This is a genomic window from Micromonospora palomenae, assembly GCF_007829925.1.
GTDB lineage: Bacteria > Actinomycetota > Actinomycetes > Mycobacteriales > Micromonosporaceae > Micromonospora > Micromonospora purpureochromogenes.
In genome coordinates this window covers 300191-326971 of record NZ_VIXA01000005.1, presented here as the reverse complement: position 1 = coordinate 326971, position 26781 = coordinate 300191, and the positions used below count along the sequence as shown (strand labels likewise).

Below are 26781 nucleotides of genomic sequence, written 5' to 3'. Positions count from 1 at the left end.
GGTGAGCGGGCCGCTCGGGTCGCGCACCGGGAGCAGCCGGACCGGCCCGAGCCCGAGCAGGGCCAGCGGGTCGAGGTAGTCCGCGCCGCGCCGCAGCCCCCAGTGCAGGCAGGCCGGGGTGGGACAGCCGGGATGCCCGGCCAGCAGCACGCCGAGTGGCACGCCGGGCCGGACCGGGTCGCCGGGGCGTACCTCGGGTCGGACCGGCTCGTAGGTGGTCCGCAGGCCCGCCGCGTGCCCCACGGTGACCACCGGCCGGCCGGCGATCACACCCGCGAAGAGCACCGTGCCGGCGCCGGCCGCGCGCACGGTCGCCCCCGAGGCGGCGGCCAGGTCGACCCCGCGATGACCGGGCAGCCACGGTCGGGGCGGCGGGTCGAAGCGCCGCACCGGGCGGGGCGTGCCGTCGAGCGGCCACCGGAAGGCCGGCGTACCGGCCGCCGCGCCGAGGGTGGCCCGCGCCGCCGCGACTTTCGGGGGCGGTCGGCGGTCGACCGCTGGTCCGGGCGGGAAGGGCGACGCGGCGCGGTTGGCCGTGGCGGCCGGCGGTGCGACGGGCCGGGCGCCGCCCGCCCGGTCCGCCCCCGGTCCGGGGGTCGCCGCGTCGACGGTGCCCGGCGGGCCGAGGACCAGCAGGACCGCCCACCACACCGTCACCGCCCGCAGTGCTCTCCGCATGTCCGCAGCATGCCCGCATCGACCGGCGACCGACCCGGACAGCGCGTCCGCTGTGGACGACGGGCCGCCCTGTGGACAACGCCCACCGATCGAGTCGATCTGCTAGGCGACGGGGCGGAGTTGGCCGCGCCGGCACCCGGCCGGCGTGCGCCGGGGAAGCGGCCGCGAGCCGCGCCGGCACCGGACCGGTGGAGCGGCGCGGCGACTAGGCTGGGCCCACGCGCCGAGGGCAGAGACCGGGGAGGCCGCCGTGACCAGCGTGGACGATGTGAGCCGCCCCTCCCGGGTGGCCGGGCCGGACGAGGCGATCAGCGCCGAGGAGCTGCAACTGGCCGCCCGCAACCACGGCATCCCACTGGAGGCGTTGCGCTACGACGTCACCCCGGCCGGCCTGCACTACCTGCTGATCCACTACGACATCCCGGACGTCGACCCGGCCGGCCACGCGCTGACCGTCGACGGGGCGGTACGCCTGCCGCTCATCCTCGGGCTGGACGAGCTGCGCTCGCGCCCCCGGGTGACCCGGCAGGTCACGCTGGAGTGCGCCGGCAACGGCCGGGCGCTGCTGCACCCGCGTCCGGTGAGCCAGCCCTGGCTGGTGGAGGCGGTCGGCAACGCCGAGTGGACCGGCACGCCGCTCGCCCCACTGCTGCGTGAGGCCGGCATCGCGCCCGAGGCGGTCGACGTCGTCTTCACCGGGGCCGACCACGGCGTCGAGCGCGGTGTCGAGCAGGACTACCAGCGGGCCCTCCCGGTCGCCGACGCGCTGCGGGAGGAGGTGCTGCTGGCGTACGAGATGAACGGCGCTCCCCTGCTGCCGCAGCACGGCGCGCCGCTGCGGCTGATCGTGCCCGGCTGGTACGGCATGGCGCACGTGAAGTGGCTGCGCGGCATCACCGTGCTGACCGAGGCGTTCGACGGCTACCAGAACGCGGTGGCCTACCGGCTGCGCCGGGACGCCGACGACCCGGGCGAGCCGGTGACCCGGATCGAGCCGCGCGCCCTGGTCCGCCCGCCGGGGTTCCCGGACTTCATGACCCGCACCCGGGTGCTGCGTCCCGGGCCGTGCACGGTGGACGGTCGGGCCTGGTCCGGGCACGCGCCGATCACCTCGGTCGAGGTGACCACCGACGGCGGGGCGACCTGGGCACCGGCCACGGTGGACCCGCCGCGCGGCGGGGACTGGTCCTGGCGGCGCTGGCGGTACGAGTGGTCGCCGCAGCCGGGCCGGTACGTCCTCGGCGCCCGGGCCACCGACGCGTCGGGGCGGACCCAGCCGGTCGAGCAGCCGTGGAACCGGGGCGGGTTCGCCAACAACCTGGTCCAGCGGGTCGAGGTCGCCGTCCTCGCGGACTGACCAGGGAGGCGGTGCACCGGCGACCGCGGCGCCACGGCAGTGCCGCGGGCGACGCGGGCAGCCGTGCCGGGCGGAATCCGGAATGTTCGCGCCAGCAGGCAGGCGGCGGGTCGGGGGAAGAGGTCGCGCGGGCCGGCGGGTGGGGGATGCCGGCGGGAGGAGCGGTGCGTCAGCCGCCGAAGCCGGAGTCGGCGGGGAGGGAGATGTCGGGCTTCTCCAGCTCCTCGACGTTGACGTCCTTGAAGGTCATCACCCGGACGTTCTTCACGAACCGGGCAGGGCGGTACATGTCCCACACCCAGGCGTCGTGCATCTCGACCTCGAAGTAGACCTCGCCGTCGGAGTTGCGCACGTGCAGGTCGACCTGGTTGGCGAGGTAGAACCGGCGTTCCGTCTCCACCACGTAGGAGAATTGGCGGACAATGTCGCGGTACTCCCGGTAGAGCTGCAGCTCCATCTCGGTCTCGTACTTCTCGAGATCTTCCGCGCTCATCGCACTCCGCCTTCCATGACCACATCTTCCCCCACCGGCGCCGGGGGCCGAGGCTGCTCGCCCAACGCCACGCCGACGGTACCCCCTGACGCGTCGAAGCGCTCCATCGGCTCGGGCGCGGGCCCGACGGCGGGGCGTCGGGACCGCGGCGGACGGCCGGCGCGGCCGGACACGGCGGCCACGTTGACGTACGAGAACCGGTGCTCCACGCAGGGGCCGTGCTCGCGCAGCGCCTCGCTGTGCTCGGGCGTGATGTACCCCTTGTGCTCGGCGAAGCCGTAGCCCGGGTACTGCCCGTCCAGCTCCACCATCAGCCGGTCCCGGGTGACCTTGGCCAGCACGCTGGCCGCCGCCACGCAGGCCGCCACCCGGTCGCCCTTCCACACCGCCAGCCCCGGGACGTCCAGCCCGTCCACGCCGAAGCCGTCGGTCAGCACGTACTCCGGTCGGGTGGTCAGCGACGCCAGCGCCCGACGCATCGCCGCGAGGTTGCACACGTGCAGGCCCCGGGCGTCGACCTCCTCCGCCGGAATGATCACCACCGCGTACGCCAGGGCGCGGGCGACGACCTCCTCGTACACCCGTTCCCGGCTGGCCGGGGTGAGCAGCTTGGAGTCGGCCAGCCCGTCGATCTCACCGCGCCGCCCCTCGGGCAGCACCGCGGCGGCGGCGACCAGCGGCCCGGCGCAGGCGCCCCGACCGGCCTCGTCGGCGCCGGCGACGTGCCGGAAGCCGCGCCGTTGCAGGGCCCGTTCCAGGGCGTAGAGCCCACCTTCGCGGCGCACCACCGTGCGCGGGGGCGTCAGCACGGCGCGCCCCCGCTCGGGTCGGTCAGGGCCCGGGTCAGCACGGCGGGCAGGTCCTCCGGGTAGTAGCGGTCGCCGGTCGCAGTCAGCTCGTCGGCCGACCACCAGCGGTGCCCCGAGACGCTGGCCCGCTCGATGTCGGTGAAGCCCGTGGTGTCCACCTCCCAGCCCGGCACCCGGACCAGGAAGAACTCCTGCTCCTGCCGGTACCAGACGCCGTCGAAGGGGAACTCGACCGTCTCGGACCAGACCGATGCGCCCAGCTCGCCCGGGTCCAGCCGCAGCCCGGTCTCCTCGGCCAGCTCCCGGGCGGCGGCCTGGGCGGGCATCTCCCCCGGGTCGAGCCCACCGCCGGGGGTGAACCAGTACCGGTGCTCGGGACGGGACGGGTCCCAGCCGCTGAAGAGCAGCACCCGGCCGCCGGCGTCGACGAGCAGCACCCGGGCCGCGCGGCGAGGGGTGTAGACGGTCACCGCCCCAGCCTGCCAGACGCCGGTGACGAACTGCCACGCCCGGGGGGCGGGCCGCGGGTCCGCTACGGGTTGGGGATGGCGTCGAACTGCTCGGGTACGGTGAGCCAGGTGGCCCGGTCCACCGGCCAGAACACGGTGAAGGCCCGCCCGACGACCTGGTCCTCGGGGATGGTGGCGCTGTCGATGTTCCGACCGGACTGCTGCCAGTGCTCCAGCGAGTCGCCGGAGGCGGAGCGGTGGTCGCCCATCACCCAGAGCCGCCCCTCCGGCACGGTGATGTCGAACTCCTGGTCGGCCGGCTTGTCCCGCTCGCCGTTGGCCGAGAAGATGTACGGCTCGTAGAGCGGCTTGCCGTTGATCACCAGCTTGTCGTCGTCGCAGCAGACCACGTGATCGCCGCCGACGCCGATCACCCGCTTGATGAAGTCCTCGCCGTCGGGGTTGCCGCTCCACTCGGTCGGTGCCTTGAAGACGACGACCTCGCCCCGGTGCGGTGACCGGAAGTCGTAGACCAACTTGTTGACCAGCACCCGATCGTCGATCTGGAGGGTGTTCTCCATCGACGGGGACGGGATGAAGAAGGTCTGCAACACGAAGTAGCGGACCAGCACCGCCACCAGGATCGCCACGCCCAGGAGGATGGGCAGCTCCTTCCAGAAGGAACTGCGGGGCTTGTCGGTCTGCTCGTCAATCACGGGTGGAGCCTACGTCCCCGGGCGCGGGCCGATCGTCCGGAACGCGCGACAACGGACATCAGGGTCACCGCCGGGAGGACCAGAGCGACGCCGCTCACCGGGGCCGGTTCGGCCGGCGGCGGGGCGGCCGGGGCGGCGGCCGGCCGGGAGAGCCCGTCGAAGGTCTCCGGCACCGGCAACGAGGTCCACCGCTGGGACGGCCAGACCACCATGAACGCCCGGCCGACCACGTTGTCGATCGGCACCGGGCCCTGGCAGCGGGCGTCCTGCGAGACCAGTCGGTGGTCGCCCATCACGAAGATCTGGCCGGGCGGCACGACCACCTCCTCGAAGCGCCGGGACCGGCACTCGCGGGCGTTGGGTGGCACGTCCAGCGGCGAGTTGCGGACCACGTACGGCTCGTCCAGGGGGGTGCCGTTGACCAGCACGCGCCCCTGGTCGTCACAGCACTTCACCCGGTCGCCGGGCACACCGATGACCCGCTTGATGAAGTCCTTCTCGCCCGGGCGGCTGACCCCGACCAGGTCGCCGAACGTCCGCCCGACCTTGTCGGCGAAGCCGGGCTCGGGCTCCTGGACCTCCTGCGGGACCCACCGGTCGGTGCCCCGGAAGACCACGACCTCGCCGCGCACCGGGTCGCGCACGTCGTAGACGACCTTGTTGACCAGCACCCGGTCGCCGATGAGGAGGGTGTCCTCCATCGAGCCGGAGGGGATGAAGAAGGCCTGGAGCAGGAAGGTGCGGATCAGCACGGCCAGACAGAAGGCGACGACCAGCAGCAGCGGAAGCTCCTGCCAGAGCGGCATCTGCCGACGGGTGCGCCGGCTCCGCCGGCGCCACGGATCGACTGTGCCGTCCTCGTCAAGCACCTGCACCACGCCACTCCCCGGTCCGCAGAAACGACACTACCGCCCGGGAGCCTCGTCGAGGCCCCACGGGCGGTAGTGGACATTCGCACGCCGTGACCAGCGTCGCGGCGTCGCTGCCCCGCTGCGCCCGTACGACCAGGGTAATGCGATCTGGTCGATACGACACCCGCGCAGCTCAGGCGGCGTGGCGAGCGGGAAGTCAGCTGGGCTGCTTCTCCCGCTTCTCCTTGATCTTGGCCTTCTTGCCGCGCAGCTCACGCAGGTAGTAGAGCTTGGCGCGACGCACGTCACCGCGGGTCACGACCTCGATCCGGTCGATGCCCGGGCCGTTGAGCGGGTACGTCCGCTCCACACCCACGCCGAAGCTGACCTTGCGGACCGAGAAGGTCTCGCGCAGACCGTCACCCTGGCGGCGGATGACGACGCCCTGGAAGATCTGGACACGGGACCGGTTGCCCTCGACGACCCGCGCGTGCACCTTGACGGTGTCACCGGCACGGAAGTCGGGGAGGTCGGTCCGCTTCGACTGGGCGTCAAGGGCGTCCAGGATGTTCATCGCTGCGTCCTCGTGAGGCTCACGGCGCACCGTCACTCGGTGCGCGGATGGGTGATTCTGATCCCCGGGTGGTGATCGGCGGGGCCGACCCCGGTCGAGGATCCTCGCAGCCGCCCGCGGGCGCGGGTGGATGCGGCAACCCCTCTACTTTGCCACATCCCCCGGCGGCAGTTGAAATCCGGCCCGGTCCAACGCGGCGACGTCCCGCTTGTCCAGGCTCTCCGGGGGCAGTGCGGCGATCATGTCGGGCCGCCGGGCGGCGGTGCGGGTCAGCGCCTCGTCGCGCCGCCACCGGGCGATCCGCCCGTGGTCGCCGGAGCGGAGCACCTCCGGCACCTCGTGCCCGCGCCAGGTCGCCGGCTTGGTGTACATCGGGGCCTCCAGCAGCCCGTGCGCGTGCGACTCCTCGTCCAGCGAGCCGGCGTTGCCGAGCACCCCGGGCAGCAGCCGGGTGACCGCCTCCAGGATCACCAGCACCGCCACCTCGCCGCCGAAGAGCACGTAGTCGCCGAGGGAGACCTCGGTGACCCGCATCCGGGTCGCGGCGTGTTCCAGCACCCGCTGGTCGATGCCCTCGTACCGGCCGCAGGCGAAGAGCAGGTGCGACTCGGCGGCCAGCTCGTGGGCCATGGCCTGGGTGAACCGGACGCCGGCCGGCGAGGGCACCAGGAGCCGGGGCAGGGTGTGCCCGTCGGGGCTGAGCTCGTCGGGGGCGAGGGCGTCGAGCGCCTCGCCCCAGGGCTCCGGCCGCATGACCATGCCCGGGCCGCCGCCGTAGGGCGTGTCGTCGACCGTGCGGTGCACGTCGTGGGTCCAGCTCCGCAGATCGTGTACGGCCAGCCGCAGCGTCCCGTTCTCCCGGGCCCGGCCGATCAGCGACAGGTCCAGCGGGGCGAAGTACTCCGGGAAGATCGACACGACGTCGACGCGCATGGGGGTGGCTCCGGTCTCAGATGTCGAGCAGACCGGCCGGCGGGTCGACCACGACGCGACCGCCGGCGAGATCGACCTCGGGGACGATCGCCTTGACGAAGGGGATCAGCGCGGTACGCCCCTCGGGGCGGCGCAGGACCAACAGGTCCGAGGCGGGGGCGTGGTCGATCCGGGCCACCTCGCCCAGGTGCTCGCCGGCCGGGGTGACCGCGGCGAGACCGACCAGCTGGTGGTCGTGGAACTCCTCCGGGTCCTCCGGCGGCGCGACGTCGGCGCTGTCCACGCCGAGCAGGGTGCCGCGCAGCGCCTCGGCGACCTCGCGGTCGAGAATGCCCTCGAAGGCGACCAGCATCCGGCCCTGGTGCCAGCGGGCCGCCTCGATGGTCAGCTCCGCGGGGACCCTGAACGGAACGCCGGGACCGGGGGCGGGGTTGGCCGGAGCGGTCGCCCCCGGCTCGGTGCGCAGCACCGAACCAGGGGCGAAACGCGCTTCGGGCTCGTCGGTCCGCACCTCCACGGTGACCTCACCGCGGATGCCGTGCGGTTTGCCGATCCTGCCGACGATGAGCAGCATCAGTACGAGTCGACGATGTCGACGCGTACTCCGCGTCCACCGATGGAGCCGATCACCTGGCGCAGTGCCTTGGCGGTCCGGCCGGACCGCCCGATCACGGTGCCGAGGTCCTCGGGGTGCACGCGGACCTCGAGCCGCTTGCCCCGACGGGAGTCGACCATCCGGACGCGCACGTCGTCCGGGTGGTCCACGATGCCCTTGACCAGGTGCTCCAGCGCGGGACGCAGCGGCATGTCAGGCCTGCTCACCGGCGTCGGCAGCAGCGGCCGGGGCCTCGGCCGGAGCCTCGGTCTTCGGCGCCTCGGCCGGAGCCTCGGCCTTGGCGGCCTTCTTGGCCGGCTTGGCCGGAGTCTCCGGAGCCAGGCCGGCGGCGGCCTTCGCCTCGGCCTCGTACGCCGCCTTGCGGTCGGCGCGCTCGGGGGCGACCTTCAGCGGCGGCGGGGCCGGCAGGCCCTTGAACTTCTGCCAGTCACCGGTCAGCTCCAGCAGACGCTGCACCGCCTCGCTCGGCTGCGCGCCGACGGAGAGCCAGTACTGGACCCGGTCCGACTTGACCTCGATCACCGAAGGGTCTTCCTTCGGCTGGTACACGCCGACGAACTCGATCGCGCGACCGTCGCGCTTGGTGCGCGAGTCGGCGATGACGATGCGGTACTGCGGGTTGCGGATCTTGCCCATCCGCAGGAGCCGGATCTTTACGGCCACAGTTGTTTCGCTCCTGTTGCGATCTCACCGGCCCGGTACGGGCGGTGCACGGGTGAGCGCCGACCGGCACAGTGGGGTTGGGCCGGAGACAGCTCGGTGGACTGGCGACACGCCCGGGTTAGAGGGCGCCGGACGCGCGCCGGATACCAGCGACCCATTCTGCCAGATCCGGCGCCGATCTCTCACACCGGACCCGGACACGTCACCCGACGCGGCGTGACTGGTGACGCGGAACACGGTCAGCGGACCGGCGGACGGTCCCAGCCGGGCGGCAGTTCGTCGGGTACGTCCCAGTCCGGCGGCGGAACGAAGTCGCACCAGGTGCCGTCGAACGGGAACACCCCCGCCTCGGCCCGGGCGATCACCCGCTCCCCCTCGGCCCGCACCGCCGCCTCGTCGGCCACCCAGTAGTCGTCTCCGAAGGCGAGCCGCTCGGCGAACTCCTCCTCGTCCTTCCACCGCCAGCTGTGGTCCGGGTAGACCACCACGTCGAGGTCCTGGTCCACCACGTCGACCCCGGCGACCTGGCCGTCGTCCCAGCGGACGCCCGGCTCCTCCAGGTTGACGTACCAGTTGGCGAACCGGCCCCGCGCGTCGGAGAACCACCAGACCGAGTGGGCCGCCCCGGTGGGCAGGAACTTCAGCAGCGGCGGGCCGCTCCATCGGCCGCGCGCCAGCCGGTACGACGAGGAGATCCACTCGGCGAAGGGCATCGCCCGCATGCCCAGGCCGGCCTCGGTGACCTCGTGGGCGACCGGAGTGTCCCGGGCGATCCAGATCAGCAGGCCGCGCTCGTCGTCGCTGACCACCCGGCCCGGCCGGACCCAACCGATCCGGCCGTGCCGCACGTTGCGGTGCATGATCAGACGACCCGGCGCGAACCGGTCGGCGGGACCGCCCGGGCGCACCTCAGTAGGCGCGGGCGAGGATGGCGATGAGGTCCGACTCGTCCTCCGAGTCGGGCACCGAGCCGTCGGCGCGGAGCAGGCAGCGCACCGTGACGCCCTGACCGTTCGCCTCGGCCTCACCCGCCACGCCGACCGCCGACCACGGCACCTTGGCCCAGCCGGTGGCCGCCGCCTCGATCGCCTCGGCCAGCGTCGACACCTCGACTGTGCGCGACTCGCGGTGGGCCAGCGCCTGGTCGTGCAGCACCCGCTGGTCGGCCTCCAGGGCGGCCAGCACCGCGCCGACCACGTCCGCCACCGGGGTGGGGGCCTTCGAGCCGTCCGTACGCCGGACCACGACCGCGTTGCCGGCGGCCAGGTCGCGGGGGCCGACCTCGACGCGTACCGGATAGCCGCGCAGCTCGGCGTCGACGGCCCGGCGGCCGAACGCGGTGTCGGTGCGGTCGTCCAGCGCGACCCGGACACCGGCGTCCCGCAGGCCGTCACGGAGCTTGGCCGCCGCCTCGGCGACGCCCTCGCCGTCCTTGACGATCATCACGTACGCCTGGACCGGCGCCAGCTTCGGCGGCACCCGCAGGCCGTTGTCGTCGCCGTGAGCCATGATCAGGCCGCCGAGCATCCGGGTCGAGGTGCCCCAGGAGGTCGTCCAGGCGTGCTCCCGGCCGCCCTCGGCGGAGGAGTAGCTGATGTCGAAGGCCTTGGCGAAGTTCTGCCCCAGCTCGTGGCTGGTGCCGAGCTGCAGGGCCTTGCCGTCGCCCATCATGCCTTCGCAGGTGTACGTGGCGGTCGCGCCGGCGAAGCGCTCCCGGGTGGTCTTCAGACCGACCACCACCGGGATGCCGAGCACGTTGACCATCAGGTCCTCGTACGCCTCGTGCAGGATCCGCCGCGCGTAGGCGCGGGCATCCTCGCGGGTGGCGTGCGCGGTGTGCCCCTCCTGCCAGAGGAACTCGCTGGTCCGCAGGAAGATCCGCGGGCGCAGCTCCCAGCGGACCACGTTGGCCCACTGGTTCAGCAGCAGCGGCAGGTCCCGGTACGAGTCGATCCACTTGGCCATGAACTCGCCGATCACCGTCTCGCTGGTGGGGCGCACCACCACCGGCTCGGCGAGCTGCTTGCCGCCACCGTGGGTGACGACGGCGAGCTCCGGCGAGAAGCCCTCGACGTGCTCGGCCTCGCGCTTGAGGTAGCTCTCCGGGATGAAGAGCGGGAAGTACGCGTTCTCCGCGCCGGCCGCCTTGATCCGGGCGTCCATCTCGGCCTGCATCCGCTCCCAGATGGCGTAGCCGGCCGGTCGGATGACCATGGTGCCGCGGACCGGGCCGTTGTCGGCCAGCTTCGCCTTGGCGATCAGGTCCTGGTACCAGCGGGGAAAGTCCTCCGCACGGGGAGTGAGCACGCGTGCCATGACCGCACATCCTAGGCGGCGTCCGCCCCGCCGCTGCGCCCGGGAGGCGGCGCGCCGCGTCCGCGTCGCCGCACGACCGGACGGCCCGGGCCCGGGGGCCGGTCGCACGGGCGCGGGGCCCGCGGGGCGGAGGTCGGGGCGGGTCGGCGATCGTAGACTTCGACCACCATGGGTGAGCTGAGGGATTCCGCCCGGCAGCGGCTGCGCGACACGATCGTCGACGCCGCTCGCGCGCAGACCGTCGCGTCCGGCTGGGACGGGGTACGGATGGGTGGGGTGGCGGCCGCCGCCGGGGTGAGCCGGCAGACCGTCTACAACGAGTTCGGCAGCAAGGCGGGGCTGGCCGAGGCGCTCGCCCGGCGCGAGGTGGACCGGTTCGTCGCCGACGTCCGCGCGGCCCTCCGCGAGCACGGCGCCGACGTGCGGACCGGCGCGTACGCGGCCATCTGGCACACCCTGACCGAGGCGGCCGGCAACCCGCTGATCAAGGCGATCCTGACCAGCGCCCGGGGCGGCTCCGACGCGCTGCTGCCGTACCTGACCACCCGCGCCGAACTGGTGCTCACCGAGGCCTCCGGCGCCCTGCTGGACTGGGCGGGCGACCACCTGCCCGCCGCCGATCCGGCGGCCCTGGCCTTCGCCGCCGACACCGTCGTCCGCCTCGTGGTCAGCCACATCGTCCTGCCCCGCGCCCCCATCGACCAGACCGCCTCCTCCCTGGCCGACCTGGCCCTCCACCTCTTCGTCACCGCCGCAACCCCCTGACCGGCGTCCCGCCCCTCCCCCTCCAAGATCCGCGCACTTTCACGGAAAGAGTGGCTAAGCGCCGCGGAATAGCCACGCTTTCCGTGAAAGTGCGCGCCAGGGCGGGGGCGGGCGGGGGTCAGGGGAGGGGGTGGCCGCGGAGGATGGTGTGGGAGGGGGTGCGGACCACGCGCAGGTCGCGGCGGGGGTCCTCGGGGTAGACGGTGAGGTCGGCGAGGCCGCCCTCGACCAGGCCGGGGAAACCGAGCCAGGCGCGGGCGCCCCAGGAGGCGGCGGCGAGAACGTCCGTGGCGGACATGCCGGCCTGCTCGTGCAGGAGCAGCATCTCCTCGGCGGCCAGCCCGTGGTCGATGCCGCCGCCCGCGTCGGTGCCGACGTAGATCGGCACGCCGGCCTCGTACGCGGCCCGGACCACCTCGGGGAAGCGGTCGCGCAGGGTGACCATGTGGTCGGCGTACCCGGGGAACTTGGCCCGGGCCTGGTCGGCGATGCCGCCGAAGGTCCGAATGTTGATCATCGTGGGGATCAGCGCGGTGCCCTGCCGGGCCATCAGGTCGATCAGGTCCAGGCTCAGGCCGGTGCCGTGCTCCACCGAGTCCACCCCGGCGCGCACCATGATCTCCACGGCCGACTCGGAGAAGGTGTGCACGGCGGCCCGGGCCCCGGCGGCGTGCGCGGCCGCGACGGCCGCGGTCATCGTGTCGGCGTCCCAGGACGGCGCCAGGTCGCCGACGCCCCGGTCGATCCAGTCGCCGACCAGCTTGACCCAGCCGTTGCCGGCGGCGGCCTGGGCCGCCACCGTCGCGGCCACCTCCGCCGCGCCGACCTCCACGCCGATGTCGCGCAAGTAGCGCTTCGGCGGGGCGACGTGCCGCCCGGCGCGGGCCAGTCGCGGCAGGTCCGGCTCGTCGTCGAGTTCCGGGTACGGGTACGGCGAGCCGGCGTCCCGGATGGCGAGCACCCCGGCGTCCCGGTCGATCCGGGCCAGCTCCCGGGCCTGGTCGAGCGAGGTGATCGGGGAACCGCCCCGGGCGATGCCGATGTGGCAGTGCGCGTCGACCAGGCCGGGCAGCACGTACCCACCGTCCACCACGGTCTCGGCGCCGGGCACCGGTTCGAAGGTGACCCGGTCGCCGACCAGCCAGAGATCCCGGACCTCGTCGTCCGGCAGGAGCACACCGCGCACATGCAGAGCCATGTGCACAGTCCTACCGGATCACCCCCCGCCGTGCCGCGCCGGGCCGGCGCCGCCCCGGCGGTCACCCCGGCAGGCTCACCCGTATGGGGTGGGGCGGCCTCACCCGGTGCCGGTGGACGGTGGTCGGACCCCGAGAGGTCAGGGAGGAAAGATGGCTGTCCGGACGAAGGTACGTCCCTCGCCCACGGACGAGGTCCCGCTGCATCCGGCGTACGGCTACATGATGCGCCGCCAGCGGCACCCGATCGGTGTCCGCGGCGGGCCGCGGCGCGCTCCGCGCGGGTTCCAGCTGAGCGACAACGACCAGCGGCAGGTCCGGGCGGCGTACGAGCTGCGCATGCGGCAGCTGGCCCGCGCGGTGGTGACGGCCGGCCGGCGGCCGGGCGACGCGACGGAGAACCTGGTCGGGCAGTTGGAACAGCGGATCGACGCGCTGGTGCACCGGGCCGGTTTCGCGCCCTCGGTCGACGCGGCGCGGGATCTCGTCGCCCACAACACCTTCACCGTCGACGGTGGCAAGGTCAACCGGCCGTCGTACCTGATCCAGCCGGGGCAGACCATCGAGGTGCGCCCGGACCGGCAGTGCCGCGCGCCGGTCGCCATCGCCGTGGCGGAGCACGCCGAGGGCGACGCGCCGCCGTACCTGGAGGTCAGCTCCGAGCGGCTCACCGCGACCCTGACCCGGGAGCCGCAACGGCAGGAGGTGCCCGCGCTGCGGGACATCCCCCTCGCCGTCCATCCCGACAAGGAGGTCGCGCGATGAGCATGCCGATTCCGAACGACCGACGGGTGCCCAACTACCTGCGGCAGAGTGGCCGGCCGTCGCTGACGCCGCGGCAGCGGCGCCGCGCCGAGCACAAGGAGGCACGGCGGGAGAGCATTCTGGGTCAGCGTCCACCGAAGCGGTCGCGGGACCGGTGACCCGGGGCCGGGTGGCGGTACCGACCGCCGCCCGGCCGAATTGACCGGCCCGAGGCGACCCGGGTGCCGGCGACGCGCGCCGGCCGCCCGGGGTCAGCGCTTGCCGTCGCCCTTGCCGAGCTTGTTGAAGTCGATCTTCGGGAGCTTGAAGCCCGGCGGCAGGCCCTGACCGCCGGCCAGGTCACCCGGGTCCAGCCCCGGCGGGAGCTGCGGCATGCCGCCCGGGAAGCCGCCCGGCAGCCCGGCGCCCGCCCCGGTACGCGGCCGACCGCCGCCCTTGGTGCCCTTGCGCTTGTTCTTCGGCGACTTGGTCGCCTTGCGCCGGCCCGCGCCGGGCAGGCCCATCATGCCGCCCATCTGCTTCATCATCTTTTGCGCGTCGGCGAAACGGTTGAGCAGCTGGTTGACGTCCATCACCGTGACACCCGAGCCGGTCGCGATGCGGGCCCGGCGGGAGCCGTTGATGATCTTCGGGTTGGTGCGCTCGGCCGGGGTCATCGACCGGATGATCGCGGTGACCCGGTCGAAGTGCTTGTCGTCCAGCTCGGCGAGCTGGTCCTTCATCTGCCCCATGCCGGGCATCATGGCCAGCACGTTGGCGATCGGGCCCATCCGGCGGACCGCGATGAGCTGGTCGAGGAAGTCCTCCAGGGTGAACTGCTCGCCGCCCATCAGCTTGGCGGTCATCTTTTCCTTCTGATCGGCGTCGAAGGCCTGCTCGGCCTGCTCGATCAGAGTGAGGACGTCGCCCATGCCGAGGATCCGGCTGGCCATCCGGTCGGGGTGGAAGACGTCGAAGTCCTCCAGCTTCTCGCCGGTGGAGGCGAAGAGGATCGGCTGCCCGGTGATCTCCCGGACCGACAGCGCCGCGCCACCGCGCGCGTCGCCGTCGAGCTTCGACAGGACGACACCGGTGATGCCGACGCCGTCGCGGAACGCCTCGGCGGTGCGCACGGCGTCCTGACCGACCATGGCGTCGACAACGAAGATGACCTCGTCGGGCTGGACCACGTCGCGGATGTCGGCGGCCTGCTGCATCATCTCGGCGTCGATACCGAGGCGACCGGCGGTGTCGACGATGACGATGTCCCGGGCGGCCCGCTTGGCGTGCTCGATCGAGCCGCGCGCGACCTGAACCGGGTCGCCGACGCCGTTGCCGGGCTCCGGGGCGTACACCTCGACGCCGGCGCGGCCACCGAGCACCTGGAGCTGCCCGACGGCGTTGGGGCGCTGGAGGTCAGCGGCGACCAGCAGCGGCTGGTGACCCTGGGCCTTGAGCCAGCGGGCCAGCTTGCCGGCGAGGGTGGTCTTACCGGAACCCTGGAGGCCGGCCAGCATGATCACGGTCGGCGGCTGCTTGGCGAACTGGAGTCGCCGCCCCTCGCCGCCGAGGACGTTGATCAGCTCCTCGTTGACGATCTTGACGATCTGCTGCGCCGGGTTGAGCGCCTCGGAGACCTCCGCGCCGCGGGCCCGCTCCTTGAGGTTGGCGATGAAGCCCTTGACCACGGGCAGCGCGACGTCCGCCTCCAGCAACGCCATGCGGATCTCGCGCGCGGTGGCGTCGATGTCGGCGTCGGTGAGCCGACCCTTGCCGCGGAGCTTGGTGAAGATCCCGGACAGGCGGTCACTCAAGGTGTCAAACACGCGAACATCCCGTTTGTCAGTGTTACGGCGGGCACAACGCGGCCGGGGTGCAGGAACCGGCCACCGCAAGGGTAGCCCGCCGCCCCGCACCCGCGCCCCGCACCGTGGCAGCCTCTGATCCACGCCTGCCCCGCCCGCGCGCCGCCTTTGGGCAGCGTGGCGCTACGACCCGGAGCCAGTGGCTGTCGTCGTGGCTCGAGGCCACGACATCGAGAGAATGATCAAGCCCCTGCATCACGCCGGGCTGCCCGACTACCGGCCTCCGGCGACCATGACCTCGCGGATCGTCCGCAGCAGGATCTTGAAGTCCAACCACAGCGACCAGTTCTCGATGTAGTAGTTGTCGAAGCGCGCCCGATCGGAGATCGGGGTGTCGCCGCGCAGTCCGCTGACCTGAGCCAGCCCGGTCAGACCGGCGGGGACCCGGTGCCGCCACGAGTAGTGGCTGTGGGCGGCGGAGAACACTTCCACGAAGTGCGGCCGCTCCGGGCGCGGGCCGACCAACGTCATGTCGCCCCGCAGGATGTTCCACAGCTGGGGCAGTTCGTCGAGCGACGTCCGCCGCAGGAAGCGACCCACCGGCCCCACCCGGCTGTCGTTCGCCACCGACCAGGTGGTCTGCGACTCGGCCTCGCTGGCGGGACGCATGGAACGGAACTTCAGGACCTCGAAGAGCTTGCCGTGCCGGCCCACCCGCTGCTGACGGAAGAGGACCCCAGGCCCGCCTTCGATCCGCACCGCCACCGCACAGAGGGCAAGCACCGGAGCGAGTGCGAGAAGCGCCAGCGCACTGAAGACGACATCAACCGATCGCTTGAGGGCCCACCGCCAGCCGCTCAGCCGAGGCGGGCGGATCCGCATCACCGGGATCGCCCCGACGTGGTCCGGCCGCGCGGTCTGGGTCTGGAACTGATGCATCCGCGGCACGACGAGGATGTCGTACGTAGTGGCCATCGCCTGGCGGAGGAGCCCCGCAAATCGGCTGTCGGTGATGTCCGGGTCAGCGATGAGCAGCACGTCAGCCTTGGCCCGCGCCATCGTCGCGGTGAGGTCGTCCAGGTCACCGAGGTGCGTCAGGTCGCGCACCGCGTGACCGGTGCGGTGCGGGTTGTCGACGAAACCCACGACCCGCAGCCCGTACTGGGGGTAGCGGGCCAGCACCTCGGCCAGGTCAGCCGCGACGGGGCCGCTGCCGACGAGGATGGTCGCGTGACCGACTATCCGTCGCCGGCGGCCCATCATGATCGTCCACATCGTCAGGCCTCGGCCGACGAGCAGCAGTACGACCATGACCGTGGCCGCGCGTAGCAGACTTCCGAAGTTGGCGAAGCTCTCGTGCCGAAGGGCCGCGACGAAGGCGACCAGCGCCGCTGCCACGAGGAAACGGCTGAGGATCACCGGCGCCTCGTCGAGGATCGACAGGTGCAGCCGGGATCGGTAGAGGCCGCCGGAGGCCAGCAGGGCGATGGTCAGGAGACCCATGACAGTCAGGCCACGCCAGTGATCGGCGTTGAAGGGCACCGGAGCCAGCATGAGGACGAGGTCCACGGGCAGCACGAGCATCCAGGCCCGGAGATAGCCGATCGTCGGTCGCTCAGGAGTCGCCGCCGGTGGAGGCTGGACGCCGCCTGCCCGTAGCCCGCCGGGCGGTATGCGCAGGTCGAGAGTCTCCGCATCGACCGCGCCCCGGCTCATCTGAACCGGAGGCATGAACACAGTCGTCGACAAATTTTGCTGTCCAGAACCCACCTTGCGCGTCTCCCCCGCGAATGGCACGTCAATCCGCGGGCCTGAGCCACGCGTCATTGTGACGAGCGCCGCCGGGGACGTGCACGTTACTCCAAATGCGAATCTCCCCGCATGCAGCGCTCGTGATCTTAACCCAGGCGGAAGCCGCCGCCAGCAGCGAAAAGGCGGACCCCATGGGCTGTTCGGTGGACCGGTTATCCGCCCTGAAGGCGGATCTGAATCACGCTTTCGATGGTGCGGCGAGATCCATTACGGAGAGTGTCCCTGAAACCACCTGCGGCGATAGATGCACGTGCCCGGCTTCACACCCCGGAGGCCGCGGCCCGCACGGTAGGTATCCTTCTCCCTGCTGGCCGTGGCGATGGGGGAAGGTCTGCAATGGGGGGCATCATCCACGTGTGCACCGGGAACCAGGCCCGGTCACCAATTGCCCTACGGCTGATGGAGGCCGGCCTCCGGGACCGATACGGCCGGGCAGCCGACTCGATCTTTGTGACGAGCGGCGGTACCCAGGGGCCGCCCGACCGGCCGATGCAGCCCTTCGCCATTGCCGAGCTGGAACGCCGCGGTGTGCCCGCGGACCATTTCCTCTCCCAATTGCTCGACCTAGACGCTGTGGCACGTGCGCACCTCGTCCTCACCGCCACTCGCAAGCATCGTGACGAGGTTGTCGCCCAGGTGCCCCAGGCCCTCCCTTACACGTTCACCTGGCGAGAACTGGCGTGGCTGGTGCGCGGGCTCAAACCCGACGAGGTGCCCGGGCGCTACGCGGTCGAACGGGCGGCCAACCTGGCTCGGGTGGCCAAGCAGCGACGCGGTTACCTGCAGCCGCTACCGCCCGAGAGTTTCGACATTGCCGATCCCATGGGTGGCACCAGACAGGACTACCGCGTCGCGGCGGACCAGATCGAAGAGGCGATCGAGACGATCCTCGGCGTGGTGTAGCTAGCCCCGACGCCGCTCAGTTAGGCGGGGACGTCAGCGCTCATGCGGCGACATCAAGGAAGATTCGCTCGTACGAATCGAGCCAGGTGTCAATTCCGTGCATCCTGGTGACGTAGTCACGTCCGCCGCCGGGCGTGGACAGGAGTTCGTCGACGCGATCCGGCGTCAGCTCATCGGTGTCCGTCAGCAGCAGGCCGCCGCACCGGGAGACCAGATCGCTTCCGGGGTCTCCGTCAAAGCCGACTACCGGAAGCCCACAGGATGCGGCTTCCAGGACGGCCAAGGACGTACCGTCGGTGTCGGCGCCGCAGTAAAGGTAGAGGTCACTGGCCCTGAGAAAATCGACCGTGTCGTCGCGCCACCCCATGAAGACGATGTCACCTCTGCCGCCGGCGATATCCTCCAGCCGAGTCCGATCCGGTCCGTCGCCCACCACGACGAGCGCGATGCCGCCGGCAATCGCCGCCTTGATGGCGCGCTCGTGACGTTTCGCGGGATGTAGCCGTGAGGCGAGTACGGCAACCGGTCGGTCCTGGAGGTGCGCCGGAAGCAGCCGCTGCTGGAAATGGCGCTTCTGGTCGGGGGGACAGGGAGTGCACCGATCAGTGTCGATGGCGTTCGGAATGATCACCAGCCGCTCCGGATCCACGACGTCGTGAAGATCCTGTGCCACCTCGCCACTTACGCAGACGATGCGAGACACGTGCCGCGCCGCCCGGGCGTAGGCGGCGAAAAGGGCCCTCCCACCGAGGGCTCCCGTCCACCGCCCATGCTCCGTCCACACGACGGGAGCCCTTTGGGCGAGCGTCCGGGTCAGCGCGATCTGTTCTCTCTTGAACTGCATGTAGTAAGTGGAGGACGGAGGCAGGGCCTGCACTGCCCGCTGTTCCAACGGAACACGCAGGATCCCTTGGAGGAGGGTCCGACGTGACCACTTGGGGCCCAAGCTCGGCACCGTCCAGGGAAGTGCGGTGCTTTCCCAGCCAGGGCAGCGACCGTGGAGGACGACGGTGTGGCCGCGCTCGGCAAGGCCCTGACCGAGGGCTAGCGTGTGCGCCTCCGCCCCGCCTGCGGTTTCCGACACGGAGACGATGCCGATACTCAATTTCGCTGTCATGCTTTTCCTTCGCCGTTCGCTTGGTGCACAACAACCGCCGCAGTCACCCTGGTTGCCGATGTCGTCGCTCCCGGGGATTGGGCCGGCCCCCGAGCGGCGGCCCAGAATCCCGCCACGACCACTGCCGCAAGCCCGAATAGCATGGGCCATCTCGTGGTAGTGCTGAGGTACGGGAAGAAGACCAGCACGACGGGCATTTGCAGGAGAAAACAGGCGGCAATCGACTCGACCAGTGACGCACCGCCCGCAGCAGCCTGCCGGGTCGTGCGCGCCGCTTGGACCGTCGACAGGATCACCAGAGCGCACAGGGCCAGCGCCGCCAGGAGGCCCAGACCTACCCAGATATGCAGGAACTCGTCGTGGATGTAGAGAGCGTTAGCCTTGTTGGCGGCCAGGCCCAGCGGTTGCCGCGCGTTCGGGCCGAGTCCGAAGAAGGGTGCGTTGACACCCAACTCCCATCCCCTGTACAGGTCGTTGAAGTGGCCAGTTGCTGAGTCTTCCTGTTCCGATCCGGTCAGCACGCCGAGACCGCTTTCGATGCGCTGGCGCAGGCTTTCCGGCAGGTAGGACGAAAACACCAGGCCGAGACCCATCAACGCCCCCACGACCAGCGCCCGTTTGATCACGCGCACTCCACGGGCCACGACCAGCAGTAGCAGGCTCGACACGACCAGCGCGAGCAGGGGCGTGCGTCGCGGGCTGAGCACCAGTACGACGCTCGCCGTCAATGCCAACCAGATGTGCAGCCGGTCCCATTTCTGCCGTAGGAATACCGCCAGCAGGATCGCGGCGGCGACAGCCGGGGTCACCGAGTCGTAATACAGGACGAAGCGTGAGCTTCTTGCCCCGACGCCGGCCGTGACGAGTGCGGCAACGACCGCCTTGACCGCCATCACGGCCAGCAGCGTTCGGGCCACCGCCCGATCGTCCAAGTCCCGCAGGTGCCTTCCGATGACCATTCCGACGAGAATGAGCACGGCCACACTCGCGCCCTTAGCGGCGGACGTCGGGCCCCCGTTGATGAGGCCCGAGAAAGCGGCGGCTGCCATGAGAAGGCCGACGGGCACGAGATATGCGAGCGGGAACCTCTTCTCGGCGGACAGCCCGACGAGCAGCGGAGCGGCGGCGATCGCAATCAGGACGAGGAGCGGAAACCCGAATGCCGAGACGCTGTGCAGTTGATGACCCACCGCAACGATCGAAGGCGCTTCGAGGGCACCCTCCTGAGCGTTTCTCGCACTGGCGAACAACTCCTCTACGGCCACCAGCGCGAACGCGAGCATCGCGACGGTGGCCCTCTTGCCGCCGGCGCGCAGGTAGAACCATGGCCCTATAAGGACAATGGCACATCCGATTACGACCAGAGCACCGAACTCAGACCAGGTCATGGCGGGCTGGTGACTCAGCTCTTGGAGCGGGAACGCCGAGGGGCGGGCGTGTTGTAGTAGCTGTTCTGGAGGATGGCCTTCTCTGGCTTGACCCGGTTGACCACGAGACCGAGCACGGGCGCGCCCACGCTGCGCAGCGACTGCACGGCGGTGGCAAGCTGGTCGGTGCGGGTCGAGCCTGCCCGGGCCACCACCAAGGCGCCCCCCGTCATGCGGGCGATGATCGCCGCATCGGTCACCGGCAGCAGGGGCGGCGAATCGAAGATCACGGTCATGCCCGCTGACTCCAGCGAGGCGACCACCTTGGTCAACCGGGTAGACCCCAGCAATTCACTGGGGTTGGGAGGCGTCGGCCCGGCCGGGAGGATGTACAACGGCAGATCCCCCCGCCACTGCTGCATGGCCTGGTTCACACCGACATCACCCAGCAGGACATTGGTGAGCCCAACTCCGTTCGACAGCGCAAAGGTGTCGGCCACGCTGGGCCGTCGCAGATCAGCGTCGACGAGCACGACCGCCTGACCGGCCTGAGCGAGGGCAATCGCCAGATTCGCCGCCGTTGTCGTCTTGCCCTCGGCGGGCAGTGAACTGGTGACCACGAAGCTGGTGATTCGGCGGTCGATGGACAGGAACCTGATGTTGGTACGCAGCTGCCGGAACGCCTCCGCTCGTGCCGTCGCCTGCTCATCCGCGATCAGCGGGTTCCGGCTCTTCTTGGAATCCTGCGGCGCCGCACCGAGGACCGGGGCACCGGCCGCCTGCTCCGCGTCTCTCTTGCCGCGGATGGTCCGGTCAAATGTCCCCCGCAGGATTGCACCGCCCAGACCGAGGCCGAGGCCGAGGATCAGGCCGAGCGCCACGTTCAGTTTGGTACGCGGAGCGACGGGTTCGTCGGAAGCGGTGGCCTGCTGGGTGACGGAGACCTTGACCGGGGAGTTCGTCTCGCCCTTCGGCGTCTCGATCTTGTCGACGAGGCGGGGAAACTCCTCGGCGATCTCGTTGGCGATGTCTCGGGCACGCTCAGGGGAACCGTCACGGACGGTGATGTCCAGCAGTACCGTATCGGGCGGGGTCTCCGTCTCGATGTTCTTGACGAGTTCCGCGGGCGTGTAAGGGAGGTCGAGTGACGTGATGACGGTCTGGGCGACATCGGGGCTGGCGACCAGAGCCGCATAGGACTTCACCCGCTGCTGACTGAAGATTCCGCCCTGGTTGAGCTGGCTGTTGTCTCCCTCCTTGCCGCTCGCCGACACGAACAGCTGCACGGTCGCCTCGTACACGGGACTCTGGGTAGCCGAATGGATCGCAGCAAGAGTGACCCCCGAGGCAGTCGCCAGAACAACCATGATCCAATGCGCGCGAATCAGGCGTATGTAATCAGCGAGGCTCATTTTTCTCCTGGACTCAGGGCGATGCAGTCTGCCGCCCACACACAATTACGAACAGGTCGGGTGCCCGCAACCGGCTGAGCTTACCGTCGGCGCCGCCACCGTCGAATCGGCCAGCGGAGTACACCGATGAACACGATCAGCGGTTTTCATGAGGGAATCCGGGTCCCCTTCCCGAGGTACCGCCCCACACCGCCGGCCGGCAAGAGACCCGCGACCTTCGCCATCCCCAGCGTGCCCAGAGCACCGGTGAGCGCGATGGCCACCCGCTCGACGGTCTCGCGTGGGCCCACGGCATCAAGCCCCAGCCAGCAGATCACCAGCGTCAAGACCATCAGGCCGATCACACCCGAGTACGGGAAACGCACTGCCGCGAGACCATCCTGGGCCACGGCGAGCAATAGTGCCCGCGTCGCCTGGGCCACCAGGATCGAGACTGCTGCGGCGATCGCGCCGTACTCACGAACGAAGAGGGCGGATCCGCCGAGACTGATCACGACGGCCACGAGGCCGGTCCACGCCATCGTGCTCCCCCGACCGGCGGCGATGAGGGCCGTCCCCCAGACGCAATCCCAGCCGAACGGGATGGTGGCCGCCAAGCAGATCGTCAGGATGAGGCCCAGGTCCGAGAACCCAGGCCCCAACAGCCACGCCGCGATCCCTTCACCGAGGACGGCCGTGAACTGCACGACGAGCGTCCCAGCGATCGTGATCCATCCGATCGACGCTCGGATGATGCTTCCGAGTTCCTCGCCCACGCGGAACCGGCTGGTCGCTATCGGCAGCAGCATCGATGCGAGAATCGTCGGCAGCAGGTAGGCGGCGTCCACGAATCGTGCGGCCGCGCCCAGGGCCGCTGCTGCATCCGGGCCGGCGAGGGACACCACGATCAGCAGTGGTCCTCGGTTGAAGGCGGCCCAGGCCAGCGAGCCGACCCCGACCAGCCAGGACGCCGCGAGCAGTGATGTCGCGGTCCGAATCCGGACTCGCGGTAGGGCGTCGGCGTCGGCGTCGGCGTCGGCGTCGGCCAGATGCCGGCGCGCGAAGAGCGCCACCAGGGCCATCTGCAGCAGCGTCGCACCGGCGAAGATCGCGGCGAACGCGACAGCGGAGGCGTTGAGGAAGAGAGCGACCGCGCAGCCACCGGTCCAGACAAGGCTCTGGACGATGTTGCCGAGGGCGATCGCGTCAGGCCTCAGCCTGGCGAGAAGCACACTCTGATACACGCTGAGAGCGCTGATGGGCACAGCCGCGAGGAGAAGCGCCATCGACAGCTTCGGCGCCCCGTCCGCGTGAACCGCCCACCATGTGGCGAAGATCAGCATGAACACGGCCAGGGACAGACGGACGAGAAGTGCCGCCTCGATGATGCGACGTTCGCCGCCCGGGTTGATCACGATCTGCCGCGTGACCGTCTGCGTGAGGCCCAGATCGGCCGCGAGGTTCACCAGGCTGACGATGGCGAGGGTGGAGGCGAACCAACCGAAGTCGGTGCGCCCAAGGCCGTGTGCGAGAAAGGCACTGGCCACCGCGCCGGCAGCTGCACCCGACAATCGGGAGACAAGCTGTAGAACGGCCGAGGTGGTTATTCTGCGTCCCCCTGCACTGACCGCAACGTTCAACGTGTCACCCCGCGTGCCACTTCTGGAGATGACGGCCGTATTCGGCCACGACGGTTTCCGTGCTGAAGCCCTCAAGGATCAGCCTGCGAGCCGCCGCTCCCCTTGTCTCCACCACTGCGGTTTCCGACTGATCGAGCCGAAGTATCTCGGCCGCCATCTCCTCGGGGCCGTCCGCGACGGCGGCGTGCTTGCCGGGGACGACCGGAATTCCCTCGAAGGCCACGCTCGTGCCGACGGTCGGGATTGTGGACATCAGCCAGTGCAGGGTCTTGAGCTTCACACCAGCACCGGCCCACAGCGGTATGACAGCCGCCTGCAGCCCGTCCATCCAGTCGTGCAGATTCTCAACGAAGCCCAGGAGGGAGACGTTTGCGCTCCTCGCGATTTCGTCGCGTAGGCCGCTCGAGCACCTCCCCACGCCGACAATCTCGAGCGTGAATCCGTTGGCTGCCAGCTTCGGCCAGCCATCCCGGAGAAACTTGATGAGGCCGTCGGAATTGGCCGAGTAGGAGAACGAACTCATCCATCCGATCCGTCGGCTTCGCCCCCACGATGCTGGCGGAAAGACGTCGATCGGGGAGGGGACGATGGCATCCGCCTGCCGCTGGTACGCCGCTTGCAGTCGGCGGGCCTCGACCTCCGATGTGACGGTCACCCTGTCCACCGTGGGAAGGACCCGACGCTCGAAGCGCAGAGCGGAACTTTCGGCGAGGCGCGAGCGGATCGCCCGACCAGCCCACAATTCACGGGAAGATGCGCCGAGAACGTTGGACTTGTCCCAGACGACCAGCATTCTCCCCCTCAGTTGCCCTGCGTAGACGCCGGCAGCCTCACCGAAGATCAGGCCGACATCGGCGGAGGCGGACGAGAGGTGGCTAGCCAGCCGCTGCGACCTGCGTTCGACAATCCAGTTGGGAGTGCCGACGATTCCCCCCGACACCCAGCTCGCGGCGCGACTGGCCGATCGCTTCGGTGACGGCCACGATGAGGGCTCGGCGTGCACGGGAATCCCCAACGCCTCGTGCAGGGAGTCGACATCGCCGGGCGAGGAATCATGCCGGAGGACGCTGGCCAGCCGGACGTCGAACATGGGAGTGCCGTCGGCTAGCCGCAGCCCGCTCAGACCTCGCAGAATCCTGAAGACCCTCTGCGGATCGCCACGATCGACGGGGTAGGGAAGGAAGGAAGATACAGCTAACACCCGCAGGGGACGACTAGTCACGGACGCCTCGCGTGGTTCTCGACCAGCGTCGACCATTGGCTGATCAACCGAGACGCCTGCAATTCAGGCGCGAACTCCTCACGTACGGCTGCCTGTAGCGCGCGGCCGATCCGCTCCCGCTTCGCGCCGTCCCGCCACAACTCGATCAGCTTGTCCGACACGGCGTCGACATCTTCTGGTGCGACGAGACAACCGCTGACGCCGTCCTGGATGAGTTCACCAATTCCGGCTACCGGCGTAGTGATGACACTTATGCCAGCCGCGCCGGCCTCCATCAGCGCCACGGGGATTCCGTCGGCGTCACCGTCAGGGAGCACGCGACACGGTAGGAGCATGGCCTGAGCGCCAAGAATTGCCTTCTGCGTCTCACCGGTCTGCCGTGCTCCGAGGAATCGGACGAGGTCGCCGACATGCAGCCGGGCCGCCAGATCCCGCAGTGCCTCCAGCTCCGAGCCAGCACCGATGATCACCAGCGGTATCTCGGCACCGTTCGCCCTCGCCCGCGCTATCGCCTTGATCGCGATGTCGAGCCCCTTCTTGGGAACGAGCCGCGCCACCGAGATCACGTATCGCGGAGGCAGGTCAAGATCAGTCGATGAGGGAGCGAAGCGGTAGCTGGCTCGCAGGACACTCATCTTCTCGGTGCCCGCGCCCCCGATCTTCTCGGCCAACGACTTCAAAGTCACATGGCTGATCGTGAAAACATGGTCGGCGTGTTCCACCTTGCTCGCCAAGGCGCGCGGGGTGCAGTCGACGATCCAGTCGCCCGCGTGCGCGACCAGCGTGCAGGGAACACCCATGTCTCGGGCGACCTTCAGCGCGATGGGCGCAGGTCGGTTGACGAAATGACAGTGCACGACGTCCGGCCGCCAGGAACCCAGGGCTCGGACGATCGCCTTGGCGTAGGCCGGCGCCAGCAGCCTCACCCGGTAGTCGTCCTCATAGATGTCGCGCAATGGCGGTGACAGCAGGCCACGCCCAAGATCGATCGCCGGCACCTGCAGCACGCGCTCCGCCAGGTCAGGCGGCGGCGGGAATTCCGGCGTCCGGAGCGATACGACACGGACGTCCACGCCCTTCGCCAACAACTCCCGCGCTTCGTTCATCACGAAGGTCTCGGACAGCTTTGGAAACCGCCACGTCACGTACAGGACTCTCATGGCAACTTCCTCGTCGAGGGCGTCAGCAGGGACGCAAGGAGATCACGCAGGAGCTGGCCGCGTTCGGACCAGCTTCCCTGCCGAGCACGCACCATCCTGTCGAGGCGGGCACTGTCCGTGGGGGGATCGAGCGCGGCGAGCACCCGGTCGAGGAATTCCTGTGGTTCGACTGCCGAGACATGCGGGTTGCCGTCGGCGACCTTGCGGACCTCAGGCAGGGGGGTGCTGACAACCGCCATGCCCGACGCCAGGTATTCGTAGCACTTGAGCGGGCTGACACCCTGGGTGTATGCGTTGAGGGCATAGGGGATCAGACCGACGGTGCACTGACCAGCGACCTCCGCGAGGGCCGGAAGGTCGAGGACGCCTAGGTACCGCGCTCCCAGACTCGTCAGCTCCTCGACCTGCCGGTCGTAGCCCCCGCCGCCGGCGGCGATGGGACCGGCGAGCAGCAGCTCGCCACGCCCCTTGAGCGCCGTGGCCAGGGACTTCAGCACGTCGAAGTCAAGCTTGTGCGGCGACAGGTTCCCGGCGAAGAGCGCCGCGGGCCGCCGCTGTTCCGCCGGCAGGCTCGCGGACTCGAACACGACGGTGTCGGCCACGTTGGTCAAGAGACGCACCGTCGGGAATCCCACCTTGGTGAGGTGGTCGGCCACAGCGTGACTGGTCCCGATCGCCAGAGCAGCCCGCGAGGAGAGCTTCTCCTCCCCTCGCCGGACGGCCGCACCGTCGATGCCGGGGAACTCGGCCAGCAGGTCCACGCAGTGGTACACCGTCAGCTCGGCCAGGGCCTCCAGCCCGTACGTCACGGGGGTGAAGGTCCAGAGCACGCGGGGGCCGCTGCTGTTCACCCAGTCGGAGACTGAGCGGTGCAGCAGCGCCCGGTTGACGGGCCGGGTCGGGGCGCGATGAAGGGGCACCACGACGGGTGAGACGATCCGGACGTTCTCCGGCCTGGGTCGGGCGGATCGCTGGACGCTCGACATGGACCTGTGCAACCGCTGCGCCATCCGCTTCAGGTCGCGGGGCTCCAGCTTCGGCCGGCGGAGCCCCAACGACTCGACGAACGTCACATCGAAGGCGCGGGCGAGTTCCCGGACCACATAGTGCTGGTTGGTAGCGATGGGCGAATCCCACTCGGCGGTGCCGAGCACGAGGACGTTGACCGCAGCCGAATGCCCTTCGGCGGAATGTGACACAGAAC

The 26781-nt window shown here is 70.5% G+C and carries 27 protein-coding genes and 1 pseudogene; 5 read left to right on the top strand and 23 right to left on the bottom strand.

Going from position 1 to position 26781, the window contains the following annotated elements; genetic code table 11:
- Positions 1-24: 24 nt before the first annotated feature.
- Positions 25-678, bottom strand: a pseudogene (locus FHX75_RS32315) (murein hydrolase activator EnvC family protein); the annotation flags it as partial.
- Between the two features lie 250 nt (positions 679-928).
- Between FHX75_RS32315 and FHX75_RS28470 the strand changes: the two are divergent.
- Positions 929-2035, top strand: a complete 1107-nt coding sequence (locus tag FHX75_RS28470) for a sulfite oxidase (protein ID WP_154943467.1) — start codon at positions 929-931, stop codon at positions 2033-2035.
- 169 nt (positions 2036-2204) lie between these two features.
- Here FHX75_RS28470 and FHX75_RS28465 read toward each other — a convergent pair whose 3' ends face one another.
- From FHX75_RS28465 to proS, 12 genes are all read right to left on the bottom strand, one after another.
- Positions 2205-2528, bottom strand: a complete 324-nt coding sequence (locus tag FHX75_RS28465; RefSeq protein ID WP_007075222.1) for a DUF2469 domain-containing protein — start codon at positions 2526-2528, stop codon at positions 2205-2207.
- Positions 2525-3337 carry a ribonuclease HII gene (locus FHX75_RS28460; RefSeq protein WP_154943465.1) on the bottom strand — a complete coding sequence of 271 codons (813 nt, stop codon included), beginning with the start codon at positions 3335-3337 and terminating at the stop codon, positions 2525-2527. Before FHX75_RS28460 ends, FHX75_RS28465 begins: the two co-directional genes overlap by 4 nt.
- On the bottom strand, positions 3331-3807 hold the full coding sequence (locus FHX75_RS28455; RefSeq protein ID WP_154943463.1) for an NUDIX hydrolase: 477 nt from the start codon (positions 3805-3807) through the stop codon (positions 3331-3333). The genes FHX75_RS28460 and FHX75_RS28455 overlap by 7 nt, the downstream gene beginning before the upstream one ends.
- 62 nt (positions 3808-3869) lie before the next feature.
- Complete coding sequence (gene lepB / locus FHX75_RS28450) at positions 3870-4502, bottom strand: signal peptidase I (protein ID WP_154943462.1); 633 nt, start codon at positions 4500-4502, stop codon at positions 3870-3872.
- On the bottom strand, positions 4499-5380 hold the full coding sequence (gene lepB / locus FHX75_RS28445) for a signal peptidase I (protein WP_154943461.1): 882 nt from the start codon (positions 5378-5380) through the stop codon (positions 4499-4501). Before lepB (FHX75_RS28445) ends, lepB (FHX75_RS28450) begins: the two co-directional genes overlap by 4 nt.
- Positions 5381-5570: 190 nt before the next feature.
- A complete protein-coding gene (rplS, locus tag FHX75_RS28440) occupies positions 5571-5927 on the bottom strand; it encodes a 50S ribosomal protein L19 (RefSeq protein WP_030335223.1) in 357 nt (118 codons plus the stop codon).
- Positions 5928-6071: 144 nt separating this feature from the next.
- Entirely contained in the window at positions 6072-6860 is a 789-nt protein-coding gene (trmD, locus tag FHX75_RS28435; RefSeq protein WP_154943459.1) for a tRNA (guanosine(37)-N1)-methyltransferase TrmD, read from the bottom strand.
- Positions 6861-6876: 16 nt separating this feature from the next.
- Positions 6877-7431, bottom strand: coding sequence for a ribosome maturation factor RimM (rimM, locus tag FHX75_RS28430; RefSeq protein WP_211364632.1), 555 nt, complete (start codon positions 7429-7431; stop codon positions 6877-6879).
- A 2-nt stretch (positions 7432-7433) separates the two neighbouring features.
- Positions 7434-7694 carry an RNA-binding protein gene (locus FHX75_RS28425; protein ID WP_172862164.1) on the bottom strand — a complete coding sequence of 87 codons (261 nt, stop codon included), beginning with the start codon at positions 7692-7694 and terminating at the stop codon, positions 7434-7436.
- Entirely contained in the window at positions 7669-8139 is a 471-nt protein-coding gene (gene rpsP, locus FHX75_RS28420; protein ID WP_154943455.1) for a 30S ribosomal protein S16, read from the bottom strand. The genes FHX75_RS28425 and rpsP overlap by 26 nt, the downstream gene beginning before the upstream one ends.
- A gap of 239 nt (positions 8140-8378) precedes the next feature.
- A complete protein-coding gene (locus FHX75_RS28415) occupies positions 8379-8999 on the bottom strand; it encodes a ribonuclease FAU-1 family protein (protein ID WP_154943453.1) in 621 nt (206 codons plus the stop codon).
- Between the two features lie 49 nt (positions 9000-9048).
- On the bottom strand, positions 9049-10455 hold the full coding sequence (proS, locus tag FHX75_RS28410) for a proline--tRNA ligase (RefSeq protein WP_154943451.1): 1407 nt from the start codon (positions 10453-10455) through the stop codon (positions 9049-9051).
- A 168-nt stretch (positions 10456-10623) separates the two neighbouring features.
- Here proS and FHX75_RS28405 point away from each other — a divergent pair, with 168 nt between their 5' ends.
- On the top strand, positions 10624-11220 hold the full coding sequence (locus tag FHX75_RS28405; RefSeq protein WP_154943449.1) for a TetR/AcrR family transcriptional regulator: 597 nt from the start codon (positions 10624-10626) through the stop codon (positions 11218-11220).
- A gap of 118 nt (positions 11221-11338) precedes the next feature.
- On the opposite strand, the gene FHX75_RS28400 is transcribed toward FHX75_RS28405, so the two are convergent.
- The gene (locus tag FHX75_RS28400) at positions 11339-12418 is read right to left on the bottom strand and encodes an amidohydrolase family protein (protein ID WP_154943447.1); all 1080 of its coding nucleotides are present in this window, start codon (positions 12416-12418) and stop codon (positions 11339-11341) included.
- Positions 12419-12569: 151 nt separating this feature from the next.
- Here FHX75_RS28400 and rpsD point away from each other — a divergent pair, with 151 nt between their 5' ends.
- Entirely contained in the window at positions 12570-13181 is a 612-nt protein-coding gene (gene rpsD, locus FHX75_RS28395; protein ID WP_170285496.1) for a 30S ribosomal protein S4, read from the top strand.
- On the top strand, positions 13178-13339 hold the full coding sequence (locus FHX75_RS31040; RefSeq protein WP_170285495.1) for a hypothetical protein: 162 nt from the start codon (positions 13178-13180) through the stop codon (positions 13337-13339). Before rpsD ends, FHX75_RS31040 begins: the two co-directional genes overlap by 4 nt.
- A 93-nt stretch (positions 13340-13432) precedes the next feature.
- Here the strand turns inward: FHX75_RS31040 and ffh are convergent, their stop codons facing one another.
- Positions 13433-14986: a signal recognition particle protein gene (gene ffh / locus FHX75_RS28390; protein ID WP_154943443.1), complete on the bottom strand. Its 1554-nt coding sequence runs from the start codon at positions 14984-14986 to the stop codon at positions 13433-13435.
- A gap of 252 nt (positions 14987-15238) precedes the next feature.
- The gene (locus FHX75_RS28385) at positions 15239-16762 is read right to left on the bottom strand and encodes a sugar transferase (protein ID WP_246158771.1); all 1524 of its coding nucleotides are present in this window, start codon (positions 16760-16762) and stop codon (positions 15239-15241) included.
- A 204-nt stretch (positions 16763-16966) separates the two neighbouring features.
- On the opposite strand from FHX75_RS28385, the gene FHX75_RS28380 reads away from it, so the two are divergent.
- A complete protein-coding gene (locus tag FHX75_RS28380; RefSeq protein ID WP_154943441.1) occupies positions 16967-17680 on the top strand; it encodes an arsenate reductase/protein-tyrosine-phosphatase family protein in 714 nt (237 codons plus the stop codon).
- Positions 17681-17720: 40 nt separating this feature from the next.
- Here the strand turns inward: FHX75_RS28380 and FHX75_RS28375 are convergent, their stop codons facing one another.
- The 7 genes from FHX75_RS28375 to FHX75_RS28345 all read right to left on the bottom strand — a co-directional run bounded on the left by FHX75_RS28375 (position 17721) and on the right by FHX75_RS28345 (position 26776).
- Complete coding sequence (locus FHX75_RS28375; RefSeq protein ID WP_170285493.1) at positions 17721-18797, bottom strand: glycosyltransferase family 4 protein; 1077 nt, start codon at positions 18795-18797, stop codon at positions 17721-17723.
- Positions 18794-20185, bottom strand: coding sequence for an O-antigen ligase family protein (locus FHX75_RS28370; RefSeq protein ID WP_154943437.1), 1392 nt, complete (start codon positions 20183-20185; stop codon positions 18794-18796). Before FHX75_RS28370 ends, FHX75_RS28375 begins: the two co-directional genes overlap by 4 nt.
- Positions 20186-20199: 14 nt before the next feature.
- Positions 20200-21576: a tyrosine-protein kinase domain-containing protein gene (locus FHX75_RS28365; RefSeq protein ID WP_154943435.1), complete on the bottom strand. Its 1377-nt coding sequence runs from the start codon at positions 21574-21576 to the stop codon at positions 20200-20202.
- 146 nt (positions 21577-21722) lie between these two features.
- Positions 21723-23195, bottom strand: a complete 1473-nt coding sequence (locus tag FHX75_RS28360; protein WP_170285492.1) for an oligosaccharide flippase family protein — start codon at positions 23193-23195, stop codon at positions 21723-21725.
- Positions 23196-23199: 4 nt separating this feature from the next.
- The gene (locus FHX75_RS28355; protein ID WP_170285491.1) at positions 23200-24285 is read right to left on the bottom strand and encodes a glycosyltransferase; all 1086 of its coding nucleotides are present in this window, start codon (positions 24283-24285) and stop codon (positions 23200-23202) included.
- Between the two features lie 128 nt (positions 24286-24413).
- Positions 24414-25577 (bottom strand): glycosyltransferase, encoded by a 1164-nt coding sequence (locus tag FHX75_RS28350; protein WP_154943429.1) that lies wholly within the window; start codon positions 25575-25577, stop codon positions 24414-24416.
- Entirely contained in the window at positions 25574-26776 is a 1203-nt protein-coding gene (locus FHX75_RS28345) for a glycosyltransferase (protein ID WP_154943427.1), read from the bottom strand. The genes FHX75_RS28350 and FHX75_RS28345 overlap by 4 nt, the downstream gene beginning before the upstream one ends.
- Between the last annotated feature and the right edge of the window lie 5 nt (positions 26777-26781).

Coding starts and splice junctions, on each gene's coding strand:
- FHX75_RS31040 (WP_170285495.1), top strand. CDS start 13,178: ATGAGCATGCCGATTCCGAACGACCGACGGGTGCCCAACTACCTGCGG.
- FHX75_RS28365 (WP_154943435.1), bottom strand. CDS start 21,576: ATGAGCCTCGCTGATTACATACGCCTGATTCGCGCGCATTGGATCATG.
- FHX75_RS28405 (WP_154943449.1), top strand. CDS start 10,624: ATGGGTGAGCTGAGGGATTCCGCCCGGCAGCGGCTGCGCGACACGATC.
- rpsD (WP_170285496.1), top strand. CDS start 12,570: ATGGCTGTCCGGACGAAGGTACGTCCCTCGCCCACGGACGAGGTCCCG.
- FHX75_RS28355 (WP_170285491.1), bottom strand. CDS start 24,285: ATGTTCGACGTCCGGCTGGCCAGCGTCCTCCGGCATGATTCCTCGCCC.
- FHX75_RS28350 (WP_154943429.1), bottom strand. CDS start 25,577: ATGAGAGTCCTGTACGTGACGTGGCGGTTTCCAAAGCTGTCCGAGACC.
- proS (WP_154943451.1), bottom strand. CDS start 10,455: ATGGCACGCGTGCTCACTCCCCGTGCGGAGGACTTTCCCCGCTGGTAC.
- FHX75_RS28375 (WP_170285493.1), bottom strand. CDS start 18,797: ATGACAGCGAAATTGAGTATCGGCATCGTCTCCGTGTCGGAAACCGCA.
- rplS (WP_030335223.1), bottom strand. CDS start 5,927: ATGAACATCCTGGACGCCCTTGACGCCCAGTCGAAGCGGACCGACCTC.
- trmD (WP_154943459.1), bottom strand. CDS start 6,860: ATGCGCGTCGACGTCGTGTCGATCTTCCCGGAGTACTTCGCCCCGCTG.
- FHX75_RS28380 (WP_154943441.1), top strand. CDS start 16,967: ATGGTGCGGCGAGATCCATTACGGAGAGTGTCCCTGAAACCACCTGCG.
- FHX75_RS28400 (WP_154943447.1), bottom strand. CDS start 12,418: ATGGCTCTGCATGTGCGCGGTGTGCTCCTGCCGGACGACGAGGTCCGG.
- FHX75_RS28370 (WP_154943437.1), bottom strand. CDS start 20,185: ATGACCTGGTCTGAGTTCGGTGCTCTGGTCGTAATCGGATGTGCCATT.
- FHX75_RS28415 (WP_154943453.1), bottom strand. CDS start 8,999: ATGCACCGCAACGTGCGGCACGGCCGGATCGGTTGGGTCCGGCCGGGC.
- FHX75_RS28465 (WP_007075222.1), bottom strand. CDS start 2,528: ATGAGCGCGGAAGATCTCGAGAAGTACGAGACCGAGATGGAGCTGCAG.